We start from the raw sequence: 19,050 nt of genomic DNA, 5'->3' as shown, positions 1-19,050 counted from the left end.
CGCCCGTCGGCAGTGCCCCGCCCGTCGGCAGTGCCCCGCCCGTCAGTAGTGCCCCGCCCGTCAGTAGTGCTCCGCCGCTCCCAGATACTGCTCCGCGAAGGCGCCCGCGGCGGCCGGTGAGGTGAACAGGCGGCGCAGCCGGGCGAGGACGGTGCCCGCCCGGAACGGGTCGCCCGTCGAGGTGCCGTGGTAGACCTCGGACAACCAGTGCGAGAACTCCTGGTAGTCCCACACCCGCCGCAGGCATGCCTCGGAGTAGCCGTCCAGGCCGTCGCCGTCGCCCCCGGTCAGATAGCCGACCAGCGCGTCGCCGAGCAGGAACGCGTCGTGCAGCGCGAGGTTCATGCCCTTCGCGGCGATCGGCGCGACCAGGTGCGCCGCGTCCCCGGCCAGGAACAGCCGCCCGTACGTCATCGGCTCGACCACGTAGTCGTGCATGTCGAGCACGCGTCTCTCGATCAGCGGTCCCTCCGCGAGCGGCGGGGCACCCGCGGCCCCGAGACGCTCGCGCAACTCCGTCCAGACGCGGTCGTGCGACCAGTTCTGCGGGTCGTCGCCGGGCGGACACTGGAGGTAGTACCGCGTCACCTCGGGGCTGCGGGGCATGTGCCCGGCGAACCCGTCGGGATGGATGCCGAACAGCACGCAGTCGGCGGACGGGGGCGCCTCCGCGAGCAGCGCCAGCCAGCCGATGCCGTAGTCGTGCCGGGCGATCCGTGCCTTGTCCGGCGGCACCGCGGCCCGGCTCACCCCGCGCGCCCCGTCCGCCCCGACGACGAAGTCGCAGAGCAACAGCCGCCGTTGACCCGTCCGTGAGCAGGTGTACGACACCGAGGGGCGGTCCGTCTCGAGATCGTGCAGCTCGACGTCGCGCACCGAGAAGCGGGCGTCGCCGTCGCGCACGTCGACGTACTCCCGCACGAGGTCCGTCACCAGCAACGGCTGCGGATACACGAAGTGGTGACGGCCGGTCAGATCGCCGTAGGGAAAGCGGTAGCCCTCGCCGCCGAAGCGGAACTCGCACGCGGTGTGCAGCTGGGCCCGCTCCCACAGGTCGTCGGCCAGGCCGCGTTGCCGGAGGCCGCGTACGGCCCACTCCTCCAGGACGCCCGCGCGCGGGTTGCCCTCGATGAACTCGCGGCTCTCCGCCTCCAGCACCACGCAGTCGAGGTGGGCGGCCCGCAGGATGTTGCCGACGGTCAGCCCGGCCGGGCCGGCGCCCACGACGACGACCGGAACGTGAGGAGGGGAAGGGGAGTTGGGGCGGGGGGAGGTGGTGGTCACCCGCTCATTATGGAGCCCCCCTCCGGAGGTGTCAGGGGCCCGGAGCGGCCACCCGATCAGCCCAACCGGGGGATCTCGATCGCCGGGCAGTGGTTCATCACCATGTCCAGGCCGGCGTCCCGCGTGCGGTCGTAGGCCGCCTCGTCGACGACGCCCAGCTGGAACCACACCGCCTTCGCGCCCTTGGCGACCGCCTCGTCCGCGACGGCTCCCGCCAGGTCGCTGTTGACGAAGACGTCCACCACGTCCACGTCGAAGGGGATGTCCGCGAGGGAGGCGTACCCCCGCTCCCCGTGCACCGTCTCCGCCTTCGGATGGACGGGCACCACCCGCTTGCCGAAGCGCTGGAGCACCTCCGCGACGCCGTACGCCGCCCGCCGCGGGTTCGTGGACAGCCCCACCACCGCCCAGGTGTCACCCAGCTCGGTGAGGACCCTGCGGATCGTTGCCTCGTCGCCGTACACGGCGGCCTCCTCTGACGGACGGACATCGGACGACGCCGAACGGCGCCCATCCGCACAACATCGGACGGCGCGCACCGATTCCGCACCCGGGACTGCGCGAAGGGCTCGGTCCGCCTACGCTCGGGCGCGTGCTGCGCATCATCGACGCCCGAACCGGCGAGCCCGTCGTCGCCGCCCCCGTCCGCCGTGGCCTGACCCGCGTCGAGGCCCATGCCTCGGGGTACGGCACCGGAACGCTCCGAATCCTCCTCGTCGCCGACCTCGTCGCCCGGGTTCTGGAACTCGGCGGTACGTCCGTCCTGCCCGTGCTGACCGGCGAACGCGAGCAGGCGGAGCTGCGGGCGGCCGCCACGACGCTCGGCGTACGCCCCTTCGAGGACGCCCGGGACCTCTCCGGCGGATTCGGCGAGGCCCAGGCCGTGCACGTGGCGGCGGAGGACGGCGCCGCGACGGCGGGGGAGGACGTGTGGGTCCCGGTCGCGGCCGTACGGCCGGACGCCCTCGTCGGCGCGGACCCCGATCCCGCCGCCCTCCGCCTCGCTCTGCTCTCCCACCACCACCGCGCACCCGCCCCGCTGGACACCGCCGCGCTGCACGAGGCCGCCACCACCCTCGTCCGCTGGCGCCGTGCCGTCGCCGACTGGGCACGGAGCCCGTCCCGCCCCGTCCCCGAAGACCTCCGCGGGCGACTGCGGACCGCCTGGGAGGACGACCTGGACCTCCCCGGGGTGCTGCACGTGCTGCGCTCGGTGGAGGAAGCCGGGCCCCGGCTCCCGGACGGCGCCCGCTTCGAGACGTACGCCTACGCCGACCGCCTCCTCGGCCTCGAACTCACCCGCGATGTGGGAGCCCCCGCGTGAGCGCCGACGCCGCGGCCGGGCCGCCGCGCCGGCTCGTCGTCCTGCGGCACGCCAAGTCGGCCTGGCCGCAGAGCGTGCCCGACCACGAGCGGCCCCTCGCCCCGCGCGGCCTGCGCGACGCCCCGGCCGCCGGCCGCGCGCTGGCCGATGCCGACTGCCTCCCGGACCTCGCCCTGTGCTCCACCGCCGTACGCGCCCGCCGGACCTGGGAGCTGGCCTCGGCCCAGTGGGGAACCCCGCCGCCGGTCCGGTACGACCCGCGCGTGTACGCCGCCGACGTACCGGAGCTGCTGGCCGTGGCCCGCGAGACGCCCGCCGAGGTCCGCACCCTGCTGCTGGTCGGACACAACCCCGGCCTCCAGGACCTCGTCCTCGACCTGGCCGGGGACGCGCTCGACGACGCCCTGGAGCCGGTCCGGGTCAAGTTCCCGACCTCCGCCGTCGCGGTCCTGGCCTGGCACGCCCCCACCTGGGCCGACCTGGCCCCGGGCGCGGCCCTGCTGACCTGGACGGCCGTGCCGCGGGGGCGGAAGGACGGCGGCTGAGGCCGCACCCACGACGGCATAGGCTGGGCCGATGCAGGACGAGTACCGCACCGTCGCCCACCGGGGCGTCCACGAGACCGAGGTCAACCGCTCCCGCTTCCTGTGCGCACTCGCCCCGGCGGCCACCGAACAGGAGGCGCAGGCGTTCCTCGCGGCCGTCCGCAAGGAGCACGCCGACGCCACCCACAACTGCTGGGCCTACGTCATCGGCGCCGACGCCTCCGTCCAGAAGGCCGGTGACGACGGCGAACCCGGCGGCACCGCCGGCGTCCCGATGCTCCAGATGCTGCTGCGCCGCGACATGCGGTACGTCGTCGCCGTCGTCACCCGCTACTACGGCGGGGTCAAGCTCGGCGCCGGCGGCCTCATCCGCGCCTACGGGGGCGCCGTCGGCGAGGCCCTCGACACCCTCGGCACGATCACCCGCCGCCGCTTCCGGCTGGCCACGGTGACGGTCGACCACCAGCGGGCCGGCAAGGTCCAGAACGACCTGCACTCCACCGGCCGCGACGTCCGCGACGTCCGCTACGGCGAGGCGGTCACGATCGAGATCGGCCTCCCGGACGCCGACGTGGAGGCCTTCCGCGCCTGGCTCGCGGACGCGACGGCGGGGACGGCGGGGTTCGAGGTGGGCGGGGAGGCGTACGGGGACGCGTGAGCGCGGCGGCCGGGGTGCCCCGGCTCACTCAGGACGGCGACGGTTCCGGGGTGAGGCTCTCCTCGCCGATCTGCCTGCCGGACTGGTAGATGGTGACGACCCCGTCGTGGACCTCGTAGCGGTACGGGTCGTTGCGCGCCGTGTAACCGTCGCCGGTCTCCTCCGCCTTCATGGCGATGCCCTTCTCGCGCCGGTCGCTGAACTCGCCGAAGTAGTAGAGCGAGCCCGACGCCGTACGGCACAGGGTGATCTGCTTGTTCTTCGTGCGGAAGGCCTCCACCAGCTCGGCGTCCGTTCCGCCGGGCAGTTGCGCGGCGATGCGTTCGGGGCAGGGCGTGGACTGGACGGTCCGCCCGTCGTCGTTGGAGGAGTCGCCGCTGTCGAAGCTGTCGCATGCCCTGCCCGCCAGCGAGAGCAGACCGAGGACGACGACGAGCCCGAAGCAGCCGCTGAAGCAGCCGGACTTCTTCTTGGCGGGCGCCCGGCGCGGCGGGACGGGGCGCGGCACGTACGCCGGCCGTGGCGCGACGGGCGGGGCGGGCGTCGGCGAGGCGGGTGTCGCCGTGGGCCGGTATCCCGTGGTGGGGGCCGACGGGAAGAAGACCGCCTCCTCGCGGCGGGGGCGGCTCGTGCCGGAGGTGCCAGCCGCCCTCGGAGTCGTCCGGGGCGTCGAGGAGGCGGCCGACGCCGGCTTCGGGGCGGGCTTGCGGGGCGGGGTACGGCGGGGTGCGGTGGTCTTCTTCGCGCCGGTGCCGCCGGCTGAGGAGGAAGGGGAGGAGGCCGAGGGTTTCGGGGGCTTCGCGGTGGACGGCGGCTTCGGCGGGGGCTTCTTCGCCGCGGCCTTCCAGGCGGTGCCGCACGCGATGCAGGACGGGTCCGTACGCGCGTTGTTCGTGTCGCACAGCGAGCACTGCCAGGAGGCGGGCGGGCCGGAGGTGCCCGGCCGTTTCGCGGCGGGCTTCCCGGTGGATCCGGCGGCCGGTTTCGCGGGCGGCTTCGCACCGGACTTCGGCCCTGCCGCGGCTGCCGGCCCGGGGCGGGCCGCGGAGGGGGGCTTCGGGGCGGACGTCCGGGTGGTCGACGGCGTGCTGGACGGTGTGCTCGTCCGCGGGCTCCTCCGGGTACTGCGCCGGGTCCCGCCGCAGCCGTCGCAGGACGCGTCCCCCGGATCGTTGAACGTGTCGCAGTCCGCGCATTGCCAGTTGGCCGATGCCGCCACCTCCCGTGCCCTCTCCCTGTCGTCTCTGTGCGGTCAGTCGCTGTTCACGTGGGCCAGGACGGCCCCGAACAGTTCCTCCGACGCGGCTCCCGCGGGCGCGACGAGCCACTCCCGGGCGTCCGGGGGAACCCGCTGGAATCCGGTCTCCTCGGCCGCGTCCTCCGCGTCCTCGATCTCCTCCGTGCCGCTCTCCGCCTTCTCCGGCTGCTCCGGCTGCTCCGGTACGGCGTAGCGCCGTCGCAGCAGGTCGGTGTACTCCTTTGCCTCCTGCAACCGGTCCGCCGGGACGTCCACCCGGATCACGAGGAGGCCGGGCGTCGGCCCTGCGGGGAACCGCAGATGGAACAGCCACTGGGACAGCCCGTCCGCGCCCTGTGGGACCAGCTGGATGCGGGTGCAGTGCTTCACGTTGGACTCGACGATGCTGTACTGGCGCCACAGGAAGACGAGATGGCCGTCGTCGTGGCAGTGCAGCTGGAACTCGGGCCAGTCGAGCTTCACAGGCTGTTCGCGATCGTCTCGATGATCTCGTCCATCTCGAACTCCTCCAGACCTTCGCCCGCCTTGGACGCGAAGTGCAGAGTGAGGTCCCACTCCTCGGCGATCGGGTCGGACCAGGGGGCGAGGTCCGGCGCGAACAGCACCAGCCGCTTCGCCGACTGCTCCATCACGGCCGTCTGACTGCGCGCGTACCCCCACTGCTCGAACAGGTCGTCGAGGCTGCGCGGGATCTCCGCCGGGTAGGACGGGGCGGAGACGCCCACCGTGCCCAGGGGGTGGGCCGGGGCGTCCGTGAACATCACGATGACATGGCGCCTGCGGTCCAGACCCGTCTCCCAGGGGGAGTTGATCGCCAGGGCCAGCGCCTCCAGACCCGACTCGGGGATGTCACCGCCGCCGCCCGCGTCGATGCCACGCACGAAGCCTTCGAAGTCCCGTGCCTGACCGGGGAGGTGGAGGAAGTCGGTCTGCTCGATGGCGTCGGAGGCGTTGTCGCCGAAGTCCCGGAAGGCGATGACCTTGAGGCGGAGCTGGCTGATCGCCTTGCCCTTCTTGGCCATCACGTCGTTGAGCCGGTCGTGGAACTGCAGGGCGCTGTTCTTGACGGTGTCGAGGACGGGGAACATGCTGCCGGTCGCGTCGATGCACAGCACGATGTCCACGGCGTACTGGAGGTTGCCCTGGTACTGCTCGATGTTGCTCATGCGGAGTCTCCTGGGTGGTGCGGGCGGGTGGGAGAGGGAGTCACGACGAGCCGCGGTCGCGGTCGCGCTTCCGGTCGCCGAGGTTGATCCGGACGCGGGAGGCGCGTGGCCCGGGGGCATCGCCGGACGGTGGCGGAGTCGCGGGGCCGGCGGGGAGCGGGGAGTCCGGTGCGGTGGGCGGTGGAGCGGGGCTGTCGTCCGCGGCCGCCGGCGGCCGGGCGGGTTCCGTCGCGGGCCGGGGGACACGGGGTGCCCCGCCGCTCCCCCCGGGACGTCCCGCCGACCTCATCGTGGACTTGATCCGGCTGGCCCGCGGCCCGGTGCCCGAAGACGTCGTGGTGCCGGACGTCGTGGGGGCGTCGGACGACGTCGTGGTGCCGGAGGAGCTGGGAGCGTCGGAGGACCCGGTGCTGTCCGAGGACGGTGTCCGGCCGCCCGGTGCGTCGCCCGACTTCGGCCGGGTGGCCGTCGAGGGCCGGGTGCTGCCCGGTCGCCGGTGCTGCAGGGCGCACACGCTCGGGTCGGACAGCGTCTTGAGGAACGTCGCCATGCCCGGCCGGCCCCCCGGAGCCCGCCCGGTCATCGAGCGGACCAGCGCCAGCATGGTGTCCGAAAGCCGGGTGTCCAGCTCGAGTCGCTCGCCCGCGTTGACCGCGTCGGCCGGGGAGCCGTACCGCCTGTCGTGGTGGGGGAGTTCGCCCGTCAGGTACAGGTGGGTCATCAGGCCCAGCGCGAAGACGTCCACCGCGCAGGTGAGTTGCTCCCCGCCGACGGACCCGTCGCCCTGTAGATAACGGCGCCACTCGGGAGCCCCGTACAGCGAGTCGCCCGCGATCTCCTCGGGCCCCGGCGGTTCCCCGGCGACGTAGGAATCGTCGAAGTCGATCAGTTTCGCGGTGTGGAAGGCGGCACCGTCCCGCTTCTGCACCAGCACGTTCAGGGGTTTGAGGTCGCCGTGCACGATGCCGATGTCGTGCAGCTGCTTGAGACTCATGCCGAGCGTCTTGAGCAGCACCATCTTCTGCCGGGGTTCCAGGCTCTGGGGCTTCTCCAGGCTGGAGGTGTCGATCCGCTCGGTGACCTTGTAGTACGTGCTGCCCTCGTGGAAGAAGTCGGTCGCGAGCACGAGGTTGCCGCCGCCGCGCGCGTCCGGGCGCAGCCGTTTCATGATGGTGCGGTGCCGCTCCTCGAACTCACGGGCGAGCTGGCGGCGGATGCGCAGACTCGGAGTGTCCCTCGTGTCGTCGTCGCGGGGCCGCTTGGGTTCCAGGAACCGCTTGACGAAGTACTGGCCGCCGTCCTTCTCGGCGAACGCCCAGACGCATTTGCCGCCGTTGGCGTTCGTGGGCTCGCTGGTGACGCGGTAGCCCCCGATGACATCGCCCTTCTTCATGCGCGCTCCTCGGGTGCGGGGGGCAGGTGGGTCTCGTATCCGGCGCGGTAGGCGTGCCAGGTGGTGTCCTGCCACTCGCGGACGCGGGCCGGGAGGCCGGCGCCGTCCTGCGCCGTGGACGCCGTGCCCGCCTCGGGTGCGGGGGAGAACCGGTCCAGGCCGTGGGGCCGGGTGCGGACGTAGCGGTCGTGCAGGTACGCGAGCCGGTCGGCGAACCGGGCACGCAGGCTCGCGAAGTCGCGGTAGCCGAAGGCGACGAGGGCCAGGGACGCGTCGTCCGCCGTGTAGCCCAGGACCTCGCGGCGGATCCGGTCGGCCCACTCGTCGACGGACCGCGCCTCGAGCAGGGTGCGCAGCAGCAGCAACTCGAAGTCGGCCGGCGTGTGCACGTAGCCGAAGAACCCGTCGGAGGCGGCCAGTACGACGCAGGGCAGCGGGTACTCCAGCCGGTGGCTGTCGACCACGAACTCCCGGTCGGCGCAGACCAGGTTGGTCATCGGCGGGTCGGAGCGCAGGAGTTCGAGGGCGTCGCTCTCCCTGGTGTGGTCGCGGGTCAGCACGTGCAGCCCGGTGTCGGGGCGCAGGACGTACGCGCGGGAGTCACCGGCCCACAACGAGTGCAGTTCCAGCCGCTGTTCGTCGCCCGTGGACAGCACGGAGTAGTGCACGGCGGCCAGGGTGGTGGGCAGTTGGCGGCGCATGGTCCCGCCGATCTTGCTGCGGCGCTGTGGTGCCGCGGCCAGGAAGTACTCCAGGTACTCGCGCAGGGTTTCCGGCGTGACCTCCGCGTCACGGGTCGCCACGTCGCGGAACCAGCAGTCGGTGGCCAGCCGGGCCACCCGGGCGCCGACCCAGGCGCTGGTGCGCTGGGTCCCGTCGGGCGCCTGCCACACGGGCGCGGCCCCTGCGCCGCCGGACCCGTCGAAGACCGCGAGCAGTCCGCGGGTGCCGGCCAGGTGGTGTGCGACGAAGGGTTCGGCGTCCTCGCCGCGGCCCGGCACCTGCTCGGTCCACACCGAGAGCGCCTGAAGCCCCTCCCGGTTCTCGCACCAGATCCGCTGCGGCACGGGGCGTTGCGCGGGCTCGCGGGGTTCCCCCGGGGGCCGCGAGCGCGATCCGTCCGCGGGGGCGGCGGCCGGTCCGGCCGGGGGCAGCGGAGCTGGTGGCGGCGGTGGGGGTGGCGGTGGCCAGGGGGACGGCGGCGGGCCACCGGCCGGTCCGGCCGGGCGCGCCGGACTGCCGGGCGGGCCGACAGGCGGTCCGGCCGGGGCCGGGTACCGTGCCGCGGGGTCATGGTCGGTCATCGTCGCTCCCCGTCGTGCGTACCGCTGCCGCCCCCACGGGGCCGCTTGGCGGTGCCGCGGACCCGGCTGACCCGGGACCCGGTGTCCTCGCCCCGGCCACCTTCGGTGGCCCGGCCACCCTCCGGGGCCCGGCCACTGTGCGGCGCGGGGCTGCCCGTGGTCGGCCCGTCGTCGGAGTGGTGGGCGGCAGGGGCGCGGCCGGTGCCGGGCCGGTCCTCGGGACGGGCGCCCGCTCCACCGTCGCCGGTGCGCCGTCGGTCGTCGTGGCGATCCCGCGTGCCGCCGGAGACTCCCGTGTCCGGCAGCGGTTCGTCATCGGGCGGCCCGCTGAACCGCGGCCGGGTCGGGGCGCCGCCGGTGATCCGCGGCCGGGGCCTGGCCGGCCGCTCCTCCCGGGGCGTCGGCTCGGGCGGCCGCCCGGGGTCGGCGTCGTACCGCCGCTCCTTCACCACCTCGCCCGCGAGCGGCTCGCGTTCGTCGTCCTCGGTGGTGCCCGGCTCCAGGGCGCGGGCCAGGCTGCCGCGGAGCCGGCCGCGCCGGGTGGCGGTCTCGAACAGCCCGTCGCCGTCGCGCAGTACCTCCTCCAGCACGGCGCGTTCCAGCTCCGCCTGCTCGAAGGGCTCCCGGTCGGCGTCGCCGCGTTCCAGGACCATGCGCATGACCTCGCGCCGGACCTCCCGCTTCTCCGCCTCGCCCTTCTCGATCCAGGCGAGGGCGGCGCGCGGGCCCTCCTTCTCCATGATGTCGGCGATCAGGCCGTCGACGCCCTCCTCCCGGATCATGTCCAGGTGGCGTCGGCGCCGCATGCCGTCCAGCCGGGTCTCCCGTACGACGTCCCGGAACTCGCGCCCGCTCGCGACGATCTCGTCCTCGTCGACGAGCAGCTCTATCTGTACGTTGCGCAGCCGGACGGCGTCGTCCCCGCCGAACCCGGCCAGCGCCGTGTTGAGCGCCCGCTCCGCCTCGTGGAACTCGGCGATGTCGTAGTCGCGGGCGACCGAACGCAGCGTCCTGCGCAGATGGCCGTACAGCGCACCGCTCATGTCGCGGATGCCGCGGCCGACCACCTCGGCGGGGTCGGCGACCTTGCACACCAGGTCGACCCGGCTGCGGAAGGAGAAGGTGGGATCGCGGCTGAGCAGGGGGATGTCGAGGATCAGGCGGTGCTCGGTCATGTCGACCGTGAAGACGCTGCGGTACGTCCCGAAGCGGGACGACGGGATCTCCTCGCCGCTGCGGATCGTCAGCGAGGGTCCGCTGTCCCGGACGAGGACCAGGGCCCGGCCGGGAGCCGGCGGCCGCAGCGGGTTCGTCAGGCGCCACTTGGGCAGGTCCTCGCTGCCGAGCACCGGATCGTAGGTCTGTTCCTCCACGTCTCCCCCTTTCTCTGTTTCTCTGTTTCTGTATTTCTTTGTTTCTTTGTTTCTCTGTCGCTGTTCGTCGCGCTGTTCGTGGAGGGCGTCGGCGGGTCGCCGCCGGCCGGGCGCTCACCGGCCGTGGTCGAGGGCGCGCAGCAGGCGGGCGGCGTTCTTCGAGGGGTGGTCCCGGTCGCGGGCCCACTTGTCCAGCCACCACTCCAGCCGCTCGCGGTGGCGTCCGGGCCGACGGGCGACGGAGGCCAGCAGGTGGGCGATGGCGTCGAGCGCGCCGGGGCAGCGGTCGGCGTACTCGTCGATCCACTCGTGGAGGGCTTCGAGGGCGGTGTCCTGCACGGGCCGGCGCGCGAAGGCCCGCGCCCACAGCTCCGCGAGCCGTTCGTGGTGCCGCGGCAGTTCGCTCAGCAGCACGGGTACGTCCGGGACGCGCGCGCCGCCGGACGCGGGCGCCGTGGGGCCGGTGACCGGCGGTTCGTAGGGGCGCGACACCGCGAACACGAAGGCGGACAGCGTCTTGACGACCAGCGGGGACAGGTCCTGCGGCTCGGACCACGCCAGGTAGGCGTCGAGCAGGGGCGCTGCCTGTCCCTGTTCGACGAGGTGGACGCCGCCCCAGGCCACCGCGGGCAGGGTGCCCCAGTCGTCGCCGCGGTCCAGTGCGTCGTGCAGCACGGCCACGGCCCGCAAGGGTGCGGTCCGGCCGAGCAGGCCGCCCACGGTGTTGGCCGCGGTACCCGCGAGCCGCCGCTGCTGGGCGGAGGATCCGCCACGCGCCCAGTCGTGCAGCAGGCCCCACACGGCGTCGGCCGTCTCCGGGCGGCTGCCCGCGACGCCCAGCGCGGTGGCGGCGGCCTGCCGCAGGGGCCAGGAGGTGCTGCCCGCCCAGCCCGTGAGGAAGCGGTGCACGGCGTACTGGGGGTCGGCGAGGGCCAGGACACCCGCGGCGACCGCGGCGCGGGCGCGCACCTCCAGGTCGGGGTGGCTCAGCAGGCGGCGCAGCCAGTCCAGTACGGCCTCGCGGCGTCCGTCGAGGGCGTTCCACGCGTAGCCGAGGATGGTCTGACCCAGTAACCCGTTGCGGAAGCGCACCCGGGGCGGACCGGCGGCGAGGCCCGCGCCGTCGGGCAGGTACAGCTCGATCCACTGCTGTTCGTGGCCGAGCCGGTCACCGAACCGGAGGTCCGGCGGGGCGAGTTCGGGCTGCGCCAGTGCGGCGCGCAGCTTCACGGCGGCGTCCGCGACGGTGAGGTAACCGCTGTCCTCCAGGACGGCAGCGGCGAGGGCGAACGCGACCGCCTCGGGTTCGCGGAACCGGTTGAACCACGCGCGTACCTGCTCGCTGGGATCGCGCAGCCGGGCCACCTCGGCCGCCATGTCGCCGTCCGCGCCGATGACGGAGGCGAGGCGGGCGGCGTTGCGGACCGCGGGCTGTTCGCGCAGGGCCACGGCGGCGCCGGTACGTTCCAGGAGCGCGTGCAGGTCGGCGTGGGCGTCCGGGCTGCCGCCGTGGCCGAGGACGCGCCGCTCGACGACGGCCACCGGATCGACGGGGGTGAGCGGATGGTGGGCGAGGTGCTCGCCGCCCGGCCCGGCGGCGAGCACCTCAAGGTCGTGCCCGCCGGTGAGCACCAGCAGGCTGTCGGAGTCGCGCAGGGCGGCGACGACGGCGGTCCACTGGGCGATGCTCCGGGCACCCCCGCCGCCGAACGCGGAGGTGAGCCTCTCCACGGCGGCCGGGCCGTCGTCGAGCACCGCGAGATAGCCGGAATGCTTCACGGGCGGCGCCCAGCCGGGCTCCAGCACCGCCGACGGCATCAGCAGCCGGTGGCAGCCGCCGGCACCGCTCCCGTCGATGGCCAGTGCCTCGCCGAGCAGGTTCACGGCGGTGGCCTCCCGCCCGCTGCCGGGCGGGCCGGTCAGGACCAGAAGCCGTCGCTCGCGCAGGGCGTCCACGGCCTCCTCGTACCCGTCGGGTTGCACGAACAGCTCGGTGTGGTCGGCGAGTTCGGTCGGGTCCAGGGCGACCACGGACGCCCCGCCCGGCCCCGGCTCGGCGCGCCGCGTGCCGCCCGTGTGGAAGCCGCCGCCGAAGCTGACCGTCTCGTTGAACAGGGCCAGGGTGCCGATCCGGGTGCCGGAGGCGTCGGCGTTGAGCCGGCGGGCGATCTCGTCGGCGATCGCACCCGCCCGCAGCGCCTCGGACCGCTCGGGGTCCTCGTGACCGCCGCCCTCGATGAGGGAGCGCAGGGCGTCCTTCTCGCTGACCGGGCCGTCCCGTTCGTCGACGGGGGTGCGTGGCTCGTCGACGGCCGCCCTGCCGTCCTTGTCCTCGCCCGTCGTGTCCTTCGCGCCGGACGGCACTGTGTCTTTGGCGTCCCTGGCGTCCTTGGCGGAGTCCCGACCGGGCCCCGCAGCGTCCCGCGGCGGTCCGTCGGAGCGCTCCGCGGTCCGGCCCCCGGCGCGGGGGCCCTCGGTGGAGGTGTCCTCACTCATGATCTGCTCTCAGGTCCTCGGTGCTGCGGGGTGGATCCGTGCGCCGCTCGTCCACGCGCGCTGTTCCCGTCGCGCACGGTCCGCGCGCGACACCCGGCAGCACCGGCGGGCCACGATCCGGCCCGCGCGGCGCGGCTCTCGCGCCCTTCGACGGGTGGGGCGTTACGACGTCGTCCAGTCCCCTTGGACCTCGACCTTGCCGTTGAACACCTGGGCGTTCTTGATGAGCGCGGCGCTGATCTGCGCGCCGGACCGGCCCTGTGCCGCGACGGCCTCGTCGACCATGCGCCGGATCTCGGTCTCGAAGCCCGCGTCGAGCAGCATCTGGGCGGCGAGCTGCCGCTCCAGGTCCTGCTGTGCGCTCTCGTCGTCGGGGGCGGTGGTCACCCGGTCCAGGGCGCCCTCCGCCTCGGCGTTGCCACGGAAGCGCGCGCGGATCCGCTCCACGAGACGCGCTCCGCCGTTCCAGCCGGACCGGCCGGCCTCCTGCCCCGCCGTCTCGAGCGCGCCTTTCACCACGAGCGCCACCCCTGCCGCCGCGACGGCCGTCACCGGATCCATGCCGTTCCCCCGTGTTCCCACCAAAGCCGGTGAGCAAATTTAGGGGGCGGGCGCGCAGTGCGGAGTGGTTCCTCTCACATTGACCGAAAGTCGCCGAACCGCTCGCTCGACTGGCCTGAAATGATGAAAGAAAGAGCGCTTTATCGGACAAAAAGGGTGGCTGGAACCGGACTTACGGGAGTAACCGCTCGTGCTGTCGGACCCTCCCGTTACCCTCGGGGATCATGAGGCTCCTGCACACTTCCGACTGGCATCTCGGCCGGGCGTTCCACCGCGTGAACATGCTCGGTGCCCAGGCCGGATTCATCGGCCACCTCGTCACCACCGTGCGCGAGCGCGAGGTCGACGCGGTGGTCGTGTCGGGGGACGTGTACGACCGGGCGGTGCCGCCGCTCGCCGCCGTCGAGCTGTTCGACGACGCCCTGCACCGCCTGGCCGACCTGGGCGTGCCCACGGTGATGATCTCCGGGAACCACGACTCCGCGCGGCGGCTCGGCGTGGGTGCCGGACTGATCGGCCGCGCGGGCGTCCATCTGCGGACCGACCCGACCGCGGCCGGCACCCCGGTGATCCTGCCAGACGACTTCGGCGACGTCGCCTTCTACGGGCTGCCCTATCTCGAACCCGCCCTGGTGAAGGACGAGTTCGGCGTGGAGAAGGCCGGGCACGAGGCCGTGCTCGCCGCCGCCATGGACAGGGTCCGCGCCGACCTCGCGGAGCGCCCGCGGGGAACCCGCTCGGTCGTCCTCGCGCACGCCTTCGTGACCGGCGGCCGGCCCAGCGAGAGCGAGCGGGACATCACCGTCGGCGGGGTCGCCTCGGTACCCGCCGGCGTCTTCGACGGCGTCGACTACGTGGCGCTCGGGCACCTGCACGGCTGCCAGACCCTCACCGAGCGCGTGCGCTACTCCGGCTCGCCGCTGCCGTACTCCTTCTCCGAGGCCGACCACCGCAAGACCATGTGGCTCGTCGACCTCGACACCGACGGAGGCATCACCGCCGAGCGGATCGACTGCCCCGTCCCCCGCGAGCTGGCCCGGCTGCGCGGCACCCTGGAGGACCTGCTCGCCGAGCCGGGGCTCGACCGGTACGAGGAGGCGTGGGTGGAGGCGACCCTCACCGACGCCGTGCGCCCGGCCGACCCGATGGCCCGGCTCACCGAACGCTTCCCGCACACCCTCAGCCTCGTCTTCGCCCCCGAGCGCACCCCGGACGACCCGGACGTGTCCTACGCCCGCCGCCTCGCGGGCCGCAGCGACCAGGAGATCGCCGAGGACTTCGTGGCCCACGTGCGCGGCGCGGGCCCCGACGCGCGCGAGCAGGGTGTGCTGCGGGCTGCGTTCGAGGCGGTGCGCGCGGATGGCGGTGTGCGGGAGGTGTCGCGGTGAGGCGAGGGGCGGCCGTCGGGGTGGTGCCGGATGCGGGCCTTCCGGCCGCGGGTTCGCGCGCCCTCGACGTGCTCCCGGTCCCGGGGGCGTCTGCTCCCGACGCGCTCCCGGCCGCGGGGGCGTCCGCCCACGACCCGCTCCCCGTCTCGGGGGAGCCTGCCCACGACCCGCTCCCGGCTCCGGGACCTCGCACCGACGACCACCGGGGGGACGCTCGATGAGGCTGCACCGGCTCGATCTCACCGCCTTCGGGCCCTTCGGCGGCAGCCAGAGCGTCGACTTCGACGAGCTGTCCGCCGCCGGGCTCTTCCTGCTGCACGGGCCGACGGGCGCGGGCAAGACCTCCATCCTGGACGCCGTGTGCTACGCGCTGTACGGCTCCGTCCCGGGCGCCCGGCAGAGCGCGCAGGGTCTGACCCTGCGCAGCGACCACGCCCCACCCGGCGCCCGTACCGAGGTCACTCTCGAACTCACCGTCGCGGGAAGGCGGTTGGAGGTCACCCGGCAGCCTCCCTGGGAGCGCCCCAAGAAGCGCGGCCGTCCCGGAACCACCGTCGAGAAGGCCCAGAGCTGGCTGCGCGAGTACGACACCGTCGCCGGGGCCTGGAAGGACCTCAGCCGCTCCCACCAGGAGATCGGCGAGGAGATCACCCAGCTGCTCGGCATGAGCCGTGAGCAGTTCTGCCAGGTGGTGCTGCTGCCCCAGGGCGACTTCGCGCGGTTCCTGCGCGCCGACGCCGAGGCACGCGGCCGGCTGCTCGGCCGCCTCTTCGACACCCAGCGCTTCGCCGAGGTCGAGAAGCGGCTCGCCGAGCGCCGGCGTACGGCCGAGGCGCGCGTGCGTGAGGGCGACACGGCACTCCTGGCCGACGCGCACCGCATGCAGCAGGCCGCCGGTGACGCCATGGAACTCCCCGAGCTGGCACCGGGCGAACCGGGCCTGGCCGAGGCCGTGCTGGCCGCCGCCGCCGTGGCCCGCGGCACCGCCCGTGAGCAGCTCACGATCGCCGAGTGCGGCCGCCTGGCCGCCGAGTCCGCCCAGGCCGCCGCCGACCGCGCGCTGGCCGACGTACGCGAACTCGACCGGTTGCAGGGGCGGTTCGCCGAGGCGCGGGAGCGGGCCCGGCTGCTGGAGGAGCGGGCCGGGGCGCACCGGGAGGCGCAGGCGCGGATGGAGCGGGCGCGCAAGGCGGAGGCGGTGGCGCCGGCCCTGGAGCTGCGGGAGGCCGCCGACGCCGAGCACCGCAGCGCGGCCGCCGCCGAGGCACGCGCGCGTGCGCTGCTGCCGGAGGGGTTCGCCGACGCAGGCGCGGGCGGGCTCGCCACCGCCGCCCGACGGGCCGCGGAGGAGCTGGGCGGGCTGGAGTCGGCCCGCCGAGGTGAGCGACGGCTGGCCGGACTGCTCGCCGAGCGCACGGACCTGGACCGGCAGGAGCGCGCCGACGAGGACGTACTCGCGGAGACCGAGGGCTGGCTCGCCGACTGGGACGCGACCCGTGCCGCGCTCCAGGAGCGGGTCGAGTCCGCGCAGGAGGCCGCGACCCGCGCCGAACAGCTCGCCGTGCAACGCGAGCCCGCCCGGCGCCGGCTGACCGCGGCCCGGCTGCGCGACCAGCTCGTCCACGACGCCGAGGACGCCCAGCGGCGGGCCCTCGCCGCCGGTGAGCGGGCACTGGCGGCGCGCACCCACTGGCTCGACCTCAAGGAGCAGCGGCTCAACGGCATCGCCGCCGAGCTGGCCGCCACCCTGCGCGACGGCGAGCCCTGCGCGGTCTGCGGCGGCACCGACCACCCCGCCCCCGCCCGCAAGGTCGCCGGCCACGTCGACCGCGAGGCAGAGGAACAGGCACTCGCCGCGTCACATCGCGCGGAGCAGGACCGCGCCGACGCCGAGCGCGACCTCGGACGTGTCCGGGAGGACCTAGCCGCCGCCCGTGCCGAGGCCGGCGACATCCCCACCGACCGACTCGCCGCCGAGACCGAGGAGTTGGAGAGCACCTACGGCCTGGCCCGCCGGGATGCTTCCGCGCTGCACCCCGCGCGCGAGGAGCTTCGCCGCGCCGAGCAGGAGCACGAGCGCCGCACCACCGCCCAGCGGGAGGCCGCCGTCAGAGCCGCCTCCCGGGTGGGCCACCGCGAGCGGCTGGAGCGCGAACGAGCCGCCCTCGAGGAGGAGTTGGCCGAGGCCCGGGGCAGCGCCCGGAGCGTGTCCGCGCGCGCCGAGCAGCTGGAGCGGCAGGCCGCCCGGCTCACCGACGCGGCCGACGCCGCCCGCGCCGCCGAAGAGAGCGCAGGCCGCCTCAAGGCCGCCGACGGACGCCTCGACGAGGCCGCCTTCCGGGCCGGCTTCGAGACCCCACAGGCCGCCGCCGACGCCCTCCTCGACGGGGCCGCCCACCGCGAGCTGCAACGCCGCCTGGACGCCTGGCAGTCCGAGGAGGCCGCCGTACGGGCCGTCCTCGCCGAGCCCGACACCGTGGCCGCCGCCCAGCGGCCCGCCGTCGACCTCGCCGCGGCCGAACAGGAGGCCGACCGGGCCGCCGAACGGCTGCGCCGGGCCGCCTCCGCCCAGGACGAGGCCGCCCGCCGCTGCGCCGAACTGGACCGTCTCTCCGCGCGCGCGGCAGACGCCGTACGGCGGCTCGCGCCGTTGCGTGAGGAGTACGACCGAGTGGCCCGCATGGCCGGCCTCACCGCGGGCACCTCGGCGGACAACGAGCGCAAGATGCGTCTGGAGGCGTACGTACTGGCCGCCCGCCTGGAACAGGTGGCCGCCGCCGCGACCGTCCGCCTGCAGGCCATGTCGTCCGGGCGGTACACCCTCGTGCACTCCGACGACCGGGCCGGCCGCGGCCGCAGCGGGCTCGGGCTGCACGTGGTCGACGCCTGGACCGGACGCGAACGGGACACGGCCACGCTGTCCGGCGGCGAGACCTTCTTCGCCTCCCTCGCCCTCGCGCTCGGCCTCGCGGACGTCGTCACCGACGAGGCCGGCGGGGTCCGGCTGGACACCCTCTTCATCGACGAGGGGTTCGGCAGCCTCGACGACCAGACGCTGGACGAGGTCCTCGACGTCCTCGACTCCCTGCGCGAACGCGACCGCAGCGTGGGCATCGTCAGCCATGTCGCCGATCTGCGGCGGCGCATCCATGCCCAGCTGGAGATCGTGAAGGGACGGTCCGGGTCGGTGGTGCGGCAGCGCGGTCAGTGACCCAGCGGGCGCCGGGTCAGGGGGGAGGAGTAGACGACGCTGGTCGTCACCGACCCCAGGGCGCCGATCCTGCCCGTCAGCTCCTCCAGATGACGCATGGAGCGGGCGGCGACCTTGATGACGAAGCAGTCGTCGCCCGTGACGTGGTGCGCCTCCAGGATCTCGGGCGTGACGGCCACCAGGTCGTGGAAGGGCTTGTAGTTGCCGTTGGGGTAGCGCAGTCGCACGAACGCCAGGATCGACAGGCCCAGCCGCTCCGGGTCCACGACCGCCGAGTACCCCTGGATGACGCCCGCCTCCTCCAGCCGCCGCACCCGCTCGGTGACCGCGCTCGCGGACATCGACACGGCCCGCGCCAGGTCGGCGAAACTGGCCCGGCCCTCACGCTGGAGAACCTCGAGAATGCGCCAGTCGGTGGCGTCCGGGGAATACACGGTCATCCCCGAGGAATACCAGGGGAATCCCCGGCCCGGCAAGATCCATGCCGGGGAACGTCCCTTCAGCGCGATCCTCCGCGGCCGTAGATTTCTGGTGATCGCCACCGCACAGAGAGGCCCTCGGATGACCGCCGCCAGCTCCGCCGCCCCGACCGGCACCACGCCCGCCGCCGACCGTGTCCTGCGGGTCGCCCCCGCCGCCCCGGCCGACGCCGCCGCCTACTTCCGGGCCTCGCTCGTCTTCCACGCCGACGTCTCCGACGTGGCCGCCGCGCTGGAGGCCGGCGGCGACCCGGGCTTCGTCGTGCTGGACTCCCGCTCCACCGAGTCCTGGGACCAGGGCCACATCCCCGGCGCCGTCCACCTGCCCACCGCGCTCATCGCCGAGCAGGCCGGCCAGCTCCTCGACAAGGACGTGCCGGTGGTGACGTACTGCTGGGGCCCCGGCTGCAACGGCGCCACCCGTGCCGCCCTCGCGCTCGCCGAACTCGGCTACCAGGTCAAGGAGATGCTCGGCGGGTTCGAGTACTGGGCGCGCGAGGGCTTCGCGTTCGACACCTGGCAGGGCCCCGAGCGGCGCGACGCCGACCCGCTCACCTCACCGGCGGAAACAGCGGAATGCGGTTGCTGAACAGCCAGCGCGGTGTCTCGG

At 74.4% G+C, this 19,050-nt stretch carries 17 protein-coding genes; 6 read left to right on the top strand and 11 right to left on the bottom strand.

Annotation, left to right across the window (positions count from 1 at the left end; all coding sequences use genetic code 11):
* Positions 1-60 precede the first annotated feature (60 nt).
* Both ACFWJX_RS35655 and ACFWJX_RS35650 read right to left on the bottom strand, forming a co-directional pair.
* Positions 61-1,284 carry a 4-hydroxybenzoate 3-monooxygenase gene (locus ACFWJX_RS35655; protein WP_383250480.1) on the bottom strand — a complete coding sequence of 408 codons (1,224 nt, stop codon included), beginning with the start codon at positions 1,282-1,284 and terminating at the stop codon, positions 61-63.
* Positions 1,285-1,340: 56 nt separating this feature from the next.
* A complete protein-coding gene (locus ACFWJX_RS35650) occupies positions 1,341-1,748 on the bottom strand; it encodes a CoA-binding protein (protein ID WP_383250478.1) in 408 nt (135 codons plus the stop codon).
* A gap of 128 nt (positions 1,749-1,876) precedes the next feature.
* On the opposite strand from ACFWJX_RS35650, the gene ACFWJX_RS35645 reads away from it, so the two are divergent.
* The 3 genes from ACFWJX_RS35645 to ACFWJX_RS35635 are packed head-to-tail and all read left to right on the top strand — an operon-like array spanning position 1,877 to position 3,811.
* Positions 1,877-2,608, top strand: a complete 732-nt coding sequence (locus ACFWJX_RS35645; RefSeq protein ID WP_383250476.1) for a hypothetical protein — start codon at positions 1,877-1,879, stop codon at positions 2,606-2,608.
* Positions 2,605-3,153: a SixA phosphatase family protein gene (locus ACFWJX_RS35640; protein WP_383250474.1), complete on the top strand. Its 549-nt coding sequence runs from the start codon at positions 2,605-2,607 to the stop codon at positions 3,151-3,153. The genes ACFWJX_RS35645 and ACFWJX_RS35640 overlap by 4 nt, the downstream gene beginning before the upstream one ends.
* 31 nt (positions 3,154-3,184) lie before the next feature.
* Positions 3,185-3,811 (top strand): YigZ family protein, encoded by a 627-nt coding sequence (locus ACFWJX_RS35635; protein WP_383250472.1) that lies wholly within the window; start codon positions 3,185-3,187, stop codon positions 3,809-3,811.
* Positions 3,812-3,839: 28 nt separating this feature from the next.
* Here the strand turns inward: ACFWJX_RS35635 and ACFWJX_RS35630 are convergent, their stop codons facing one another.
* The 8 genes from ACFWJX_RS35630 to ACFWJX_RS35595 all read right to left on the bottom strand — a co-directional run bounded on the left by ACFWJX_RS35630 (position 3,840) and on the right by ACFWJX_RS35595 (position 13,362).
* Complete coding sequence (locus tag ACFWJX_RS35630) at positions 3,840-5,030, bottom strand: hypothetical protein (RefSeq protein ID WP_383250470.1); 1,191 nt, start codon at positions 5,028-5,030, stop codon at positions 3,840-3,842.
* A gap of 33 nt (positions 5,031-5,063) precedes the next feature.
* Positions 5,064-5,531 carry a hypothetical protein gene (locus tag ACFWJX_RS35625; protein WP_383250468.1) on the bottom strand — a complete coding sequence of 156 codons (468 nt, stop codon included), beginning with the start codon at positions 5,529-5,531 and terminating at the stop codon, positions 5,064-5,066.
* Complete coding sequence (locus tag ACFWJX_RS35620) at positions 5,528-6,235, bottom strand: vWA domain-containing protein (protein WP_383250466.1); 708 nt, start codon at positions 6,233-6,235, stop codon at positions 5,528-5,530. Before ACFWJX_RS35620 ends, ACFWJX_RS35625 begins: the two co-directional genes overlap by 4 nt.
* Positions 6,236-6,275: 40 nt before the next feature.
* Positions 6,276-7,628, bottom strand: coding sequence for a lipopolysaccharide kinase InaA family protein (locus ACFWJX_RS35615; protein ID WP_383250465.1), 1,353 nt, complete (start codon positions 7,626-7,628; stop codon positions 6,276-6,278).
* On the bottom strand, positions 7,625-8,695 hold the full coding sequence (locus ACFWJX_RS35610; RefSeq protein WP_383250464.1) for a serine/threonine protein phosphatase: 1,071 nt from the start codon (positions 8,693-8,695) through the stop codon (positions 7,625-7,627). The genes ACFWJX_RS35615 and ACFWJX_RS35610 overlap by 4 nt, the downstream gene beginning before the upstream one ends.
* Positions 8,696-8,928: 233 nt before the next feature.
* Complete coding sequence (locus ACFWJX_RS35605) at positions 8,929-10,305, bottom strand: hypothetical protein (RefSeq protein ID WP_383250463.1); 1,377 nt, start codon at positions 10,303-10,305, stop codon at positions 8,929-8,931.
* 114 nt (positions 10,306-10,419) lie between these two features.
* Positions 10,420-12,801, bottom strand: a complete 2,382-nt coding sequence (locus tag ACFWJX_RS35600) for a hypothetical protein (RefSeq protein ID WP_383250462.1) — start codon at positions 12,799-12,801, stop codon at positions 10,420-10,422.
* A 162-nt stretch (positions 12,802-12,963) separates the two neighbouring features.
* A complete protein-coding gene (locus tag ACFWJX_RS35595; RefSeq protein WP_383250461.1) occupies positions 12,964-13,362 on the bottom strand; it encodes a hypothetical protein in 399 nt (132 codons plus the stop codon).
* Positions 13,363-13,586: 224 nt separating this feature from the next.
* Between ACFWJX_RS35595 and ACFWJX_RS35590 the strand changes: the two genes are divergently transcribed.
* Together ACFWJX_RS35590 and ACFWJX_RS35585 are read left to right on the top strand one after the other, a co-directional pair.
* Positions 13,587-14,750 (top strand): exonuclease SbcCD subunit D, encoded by a 1,164-nt coding sequence (locus ACFWJX_RS35590; RefSeq protein WP_383250460.1) that lies wholly within the window; start codon positions 13,587-13,589, stop codon positions 14,748-14,750.
* A 217-nt stretch (positions 14,751-14,967) separates the two neighbouring features.
* Positions 14,968-17,961, top strand: coding sequence for an AAA family ATPase (locus ACFWJX_RS35585; protein ID WP_383250459.1), 2,994 nt, complete (start codon positions 14,968-14,970; stop codon positions 17,959-17,961).
* On the opposite strand, the gene ACFWJX_RS35580 is transcribed toward ACFWJX_RS35585, so the two are convergent.
* Positions 17,955-18,401 (bottom strand): Lrp/AsnC family transcriptional regulator, encoded by a 447-nt coding sequence (locus ACFWJX_RS35580; RefSeq protein ID WP_383250458.1) that lies wholly within the window; start codon positions 18,399-18,401, stop codon positions 17,955-17,957. The two genes, ACFWJX_RS35585 and ACFWJX_RS35580, sit on opposite strands and share 7 nt — an antisense overlap.
* 121 nt (positions 18,402-18,522) lie before the next feature.
* Here ACFWJX_RS35580 and ACFWJX_RS35575 point away from each other — a divergent pair, with 121 nt between their 5' ends.
* Entirely contained in the window at positions 18,523-19,029 is a 507-nt protein-coding gene (locus ACFWJX_RS35575; RefSeq protein ID WP_383250457.1) for a rhodanese-like domain-containing protein, read from the top strand.
* Positions 19,030-19,050 lie beyond the last annotated feature (21 nt).

Origin of the sequence: Streptomyces sp. NPDC058335, from assembly GCF_042723915.1 — a bacterium.
Taxonomy (GTDB): Bacteria; Actinomycetota; Actinomycetes; order Streptomycetales; family Streptomycetaceae; genus Streptomyces.
This window is presented reverse-complemented; position numbering and strand designations above follow the sequence as displayed.

Bases quoted from the DNA above. Each gene is read 5' to 3' on its own strand.
- ACFWJX_RS35635 (WP_383250472.1), top strand. From the start codon at position 3,185: ATGCAGGACGAGTACCGCACCGTCGCCCACCGGGGCGTCCACGAGACC.
- ACFWJX_RS35620 (WP_383250466.1), bottom strand. From the start codon at position 6,235: ATGAGCAACATCGAGCAGTACCAGGGCAACCTCCAGTACGCCGTGGAC.
- ACFWJX_RS35615 (WP_383250465.1), bottom strand. From the start codon at position 7,628: ATGAAGAAGGGCGATGTCATCGGGGGCTACCGCGTCACCAGCGAGCCC.
- ACFWJX_RS35600 (WP_383250462.1), bottom strand. From the start codon at position 12,801: ATGAGTGAGGACACCTCCACCGAGGGCCCCCGCGCCGGGGGCCGGACC.
- ACFWJX_RS35595 (WP_383250461.1), bottom strand. From the start codon at position 13,362: ATGGATCCGGTGACGGCCGTCGCGGCGGCAGGGGTGGCGCTCGTGGTG.
- ACFWJX_RS35590 (WP_383250460.1), top strand. From the start codon at position 13,587: ATGAGGCTCCTGCACACTTCCGACTGGCATCTCGGCCGGGCGTTCCAC.
- ACFWJX_RS35585 (WP_383250459.1), top strand. From the start codon at position 14,968: ATGAGGCTGCACCGGCTCGATCTCACCGCCTTCGGGCCCTTCGGCGGC.
- ACFWJX_RS35580 (WP_383250458.1), bottom strand. From the start codon at position 18,401: ATGACCGTGTATTCCCCGGACGCCACCGACTGGCGCATTCTCGAGGTT.
- ACFWJX_RS35575 (WP_383250457.1), top strand. From the start codon at position 18,523: ATGACCGCCGCCAGCTCCGCCGCCCCGACCGGCACCACGCCCGCCGCC.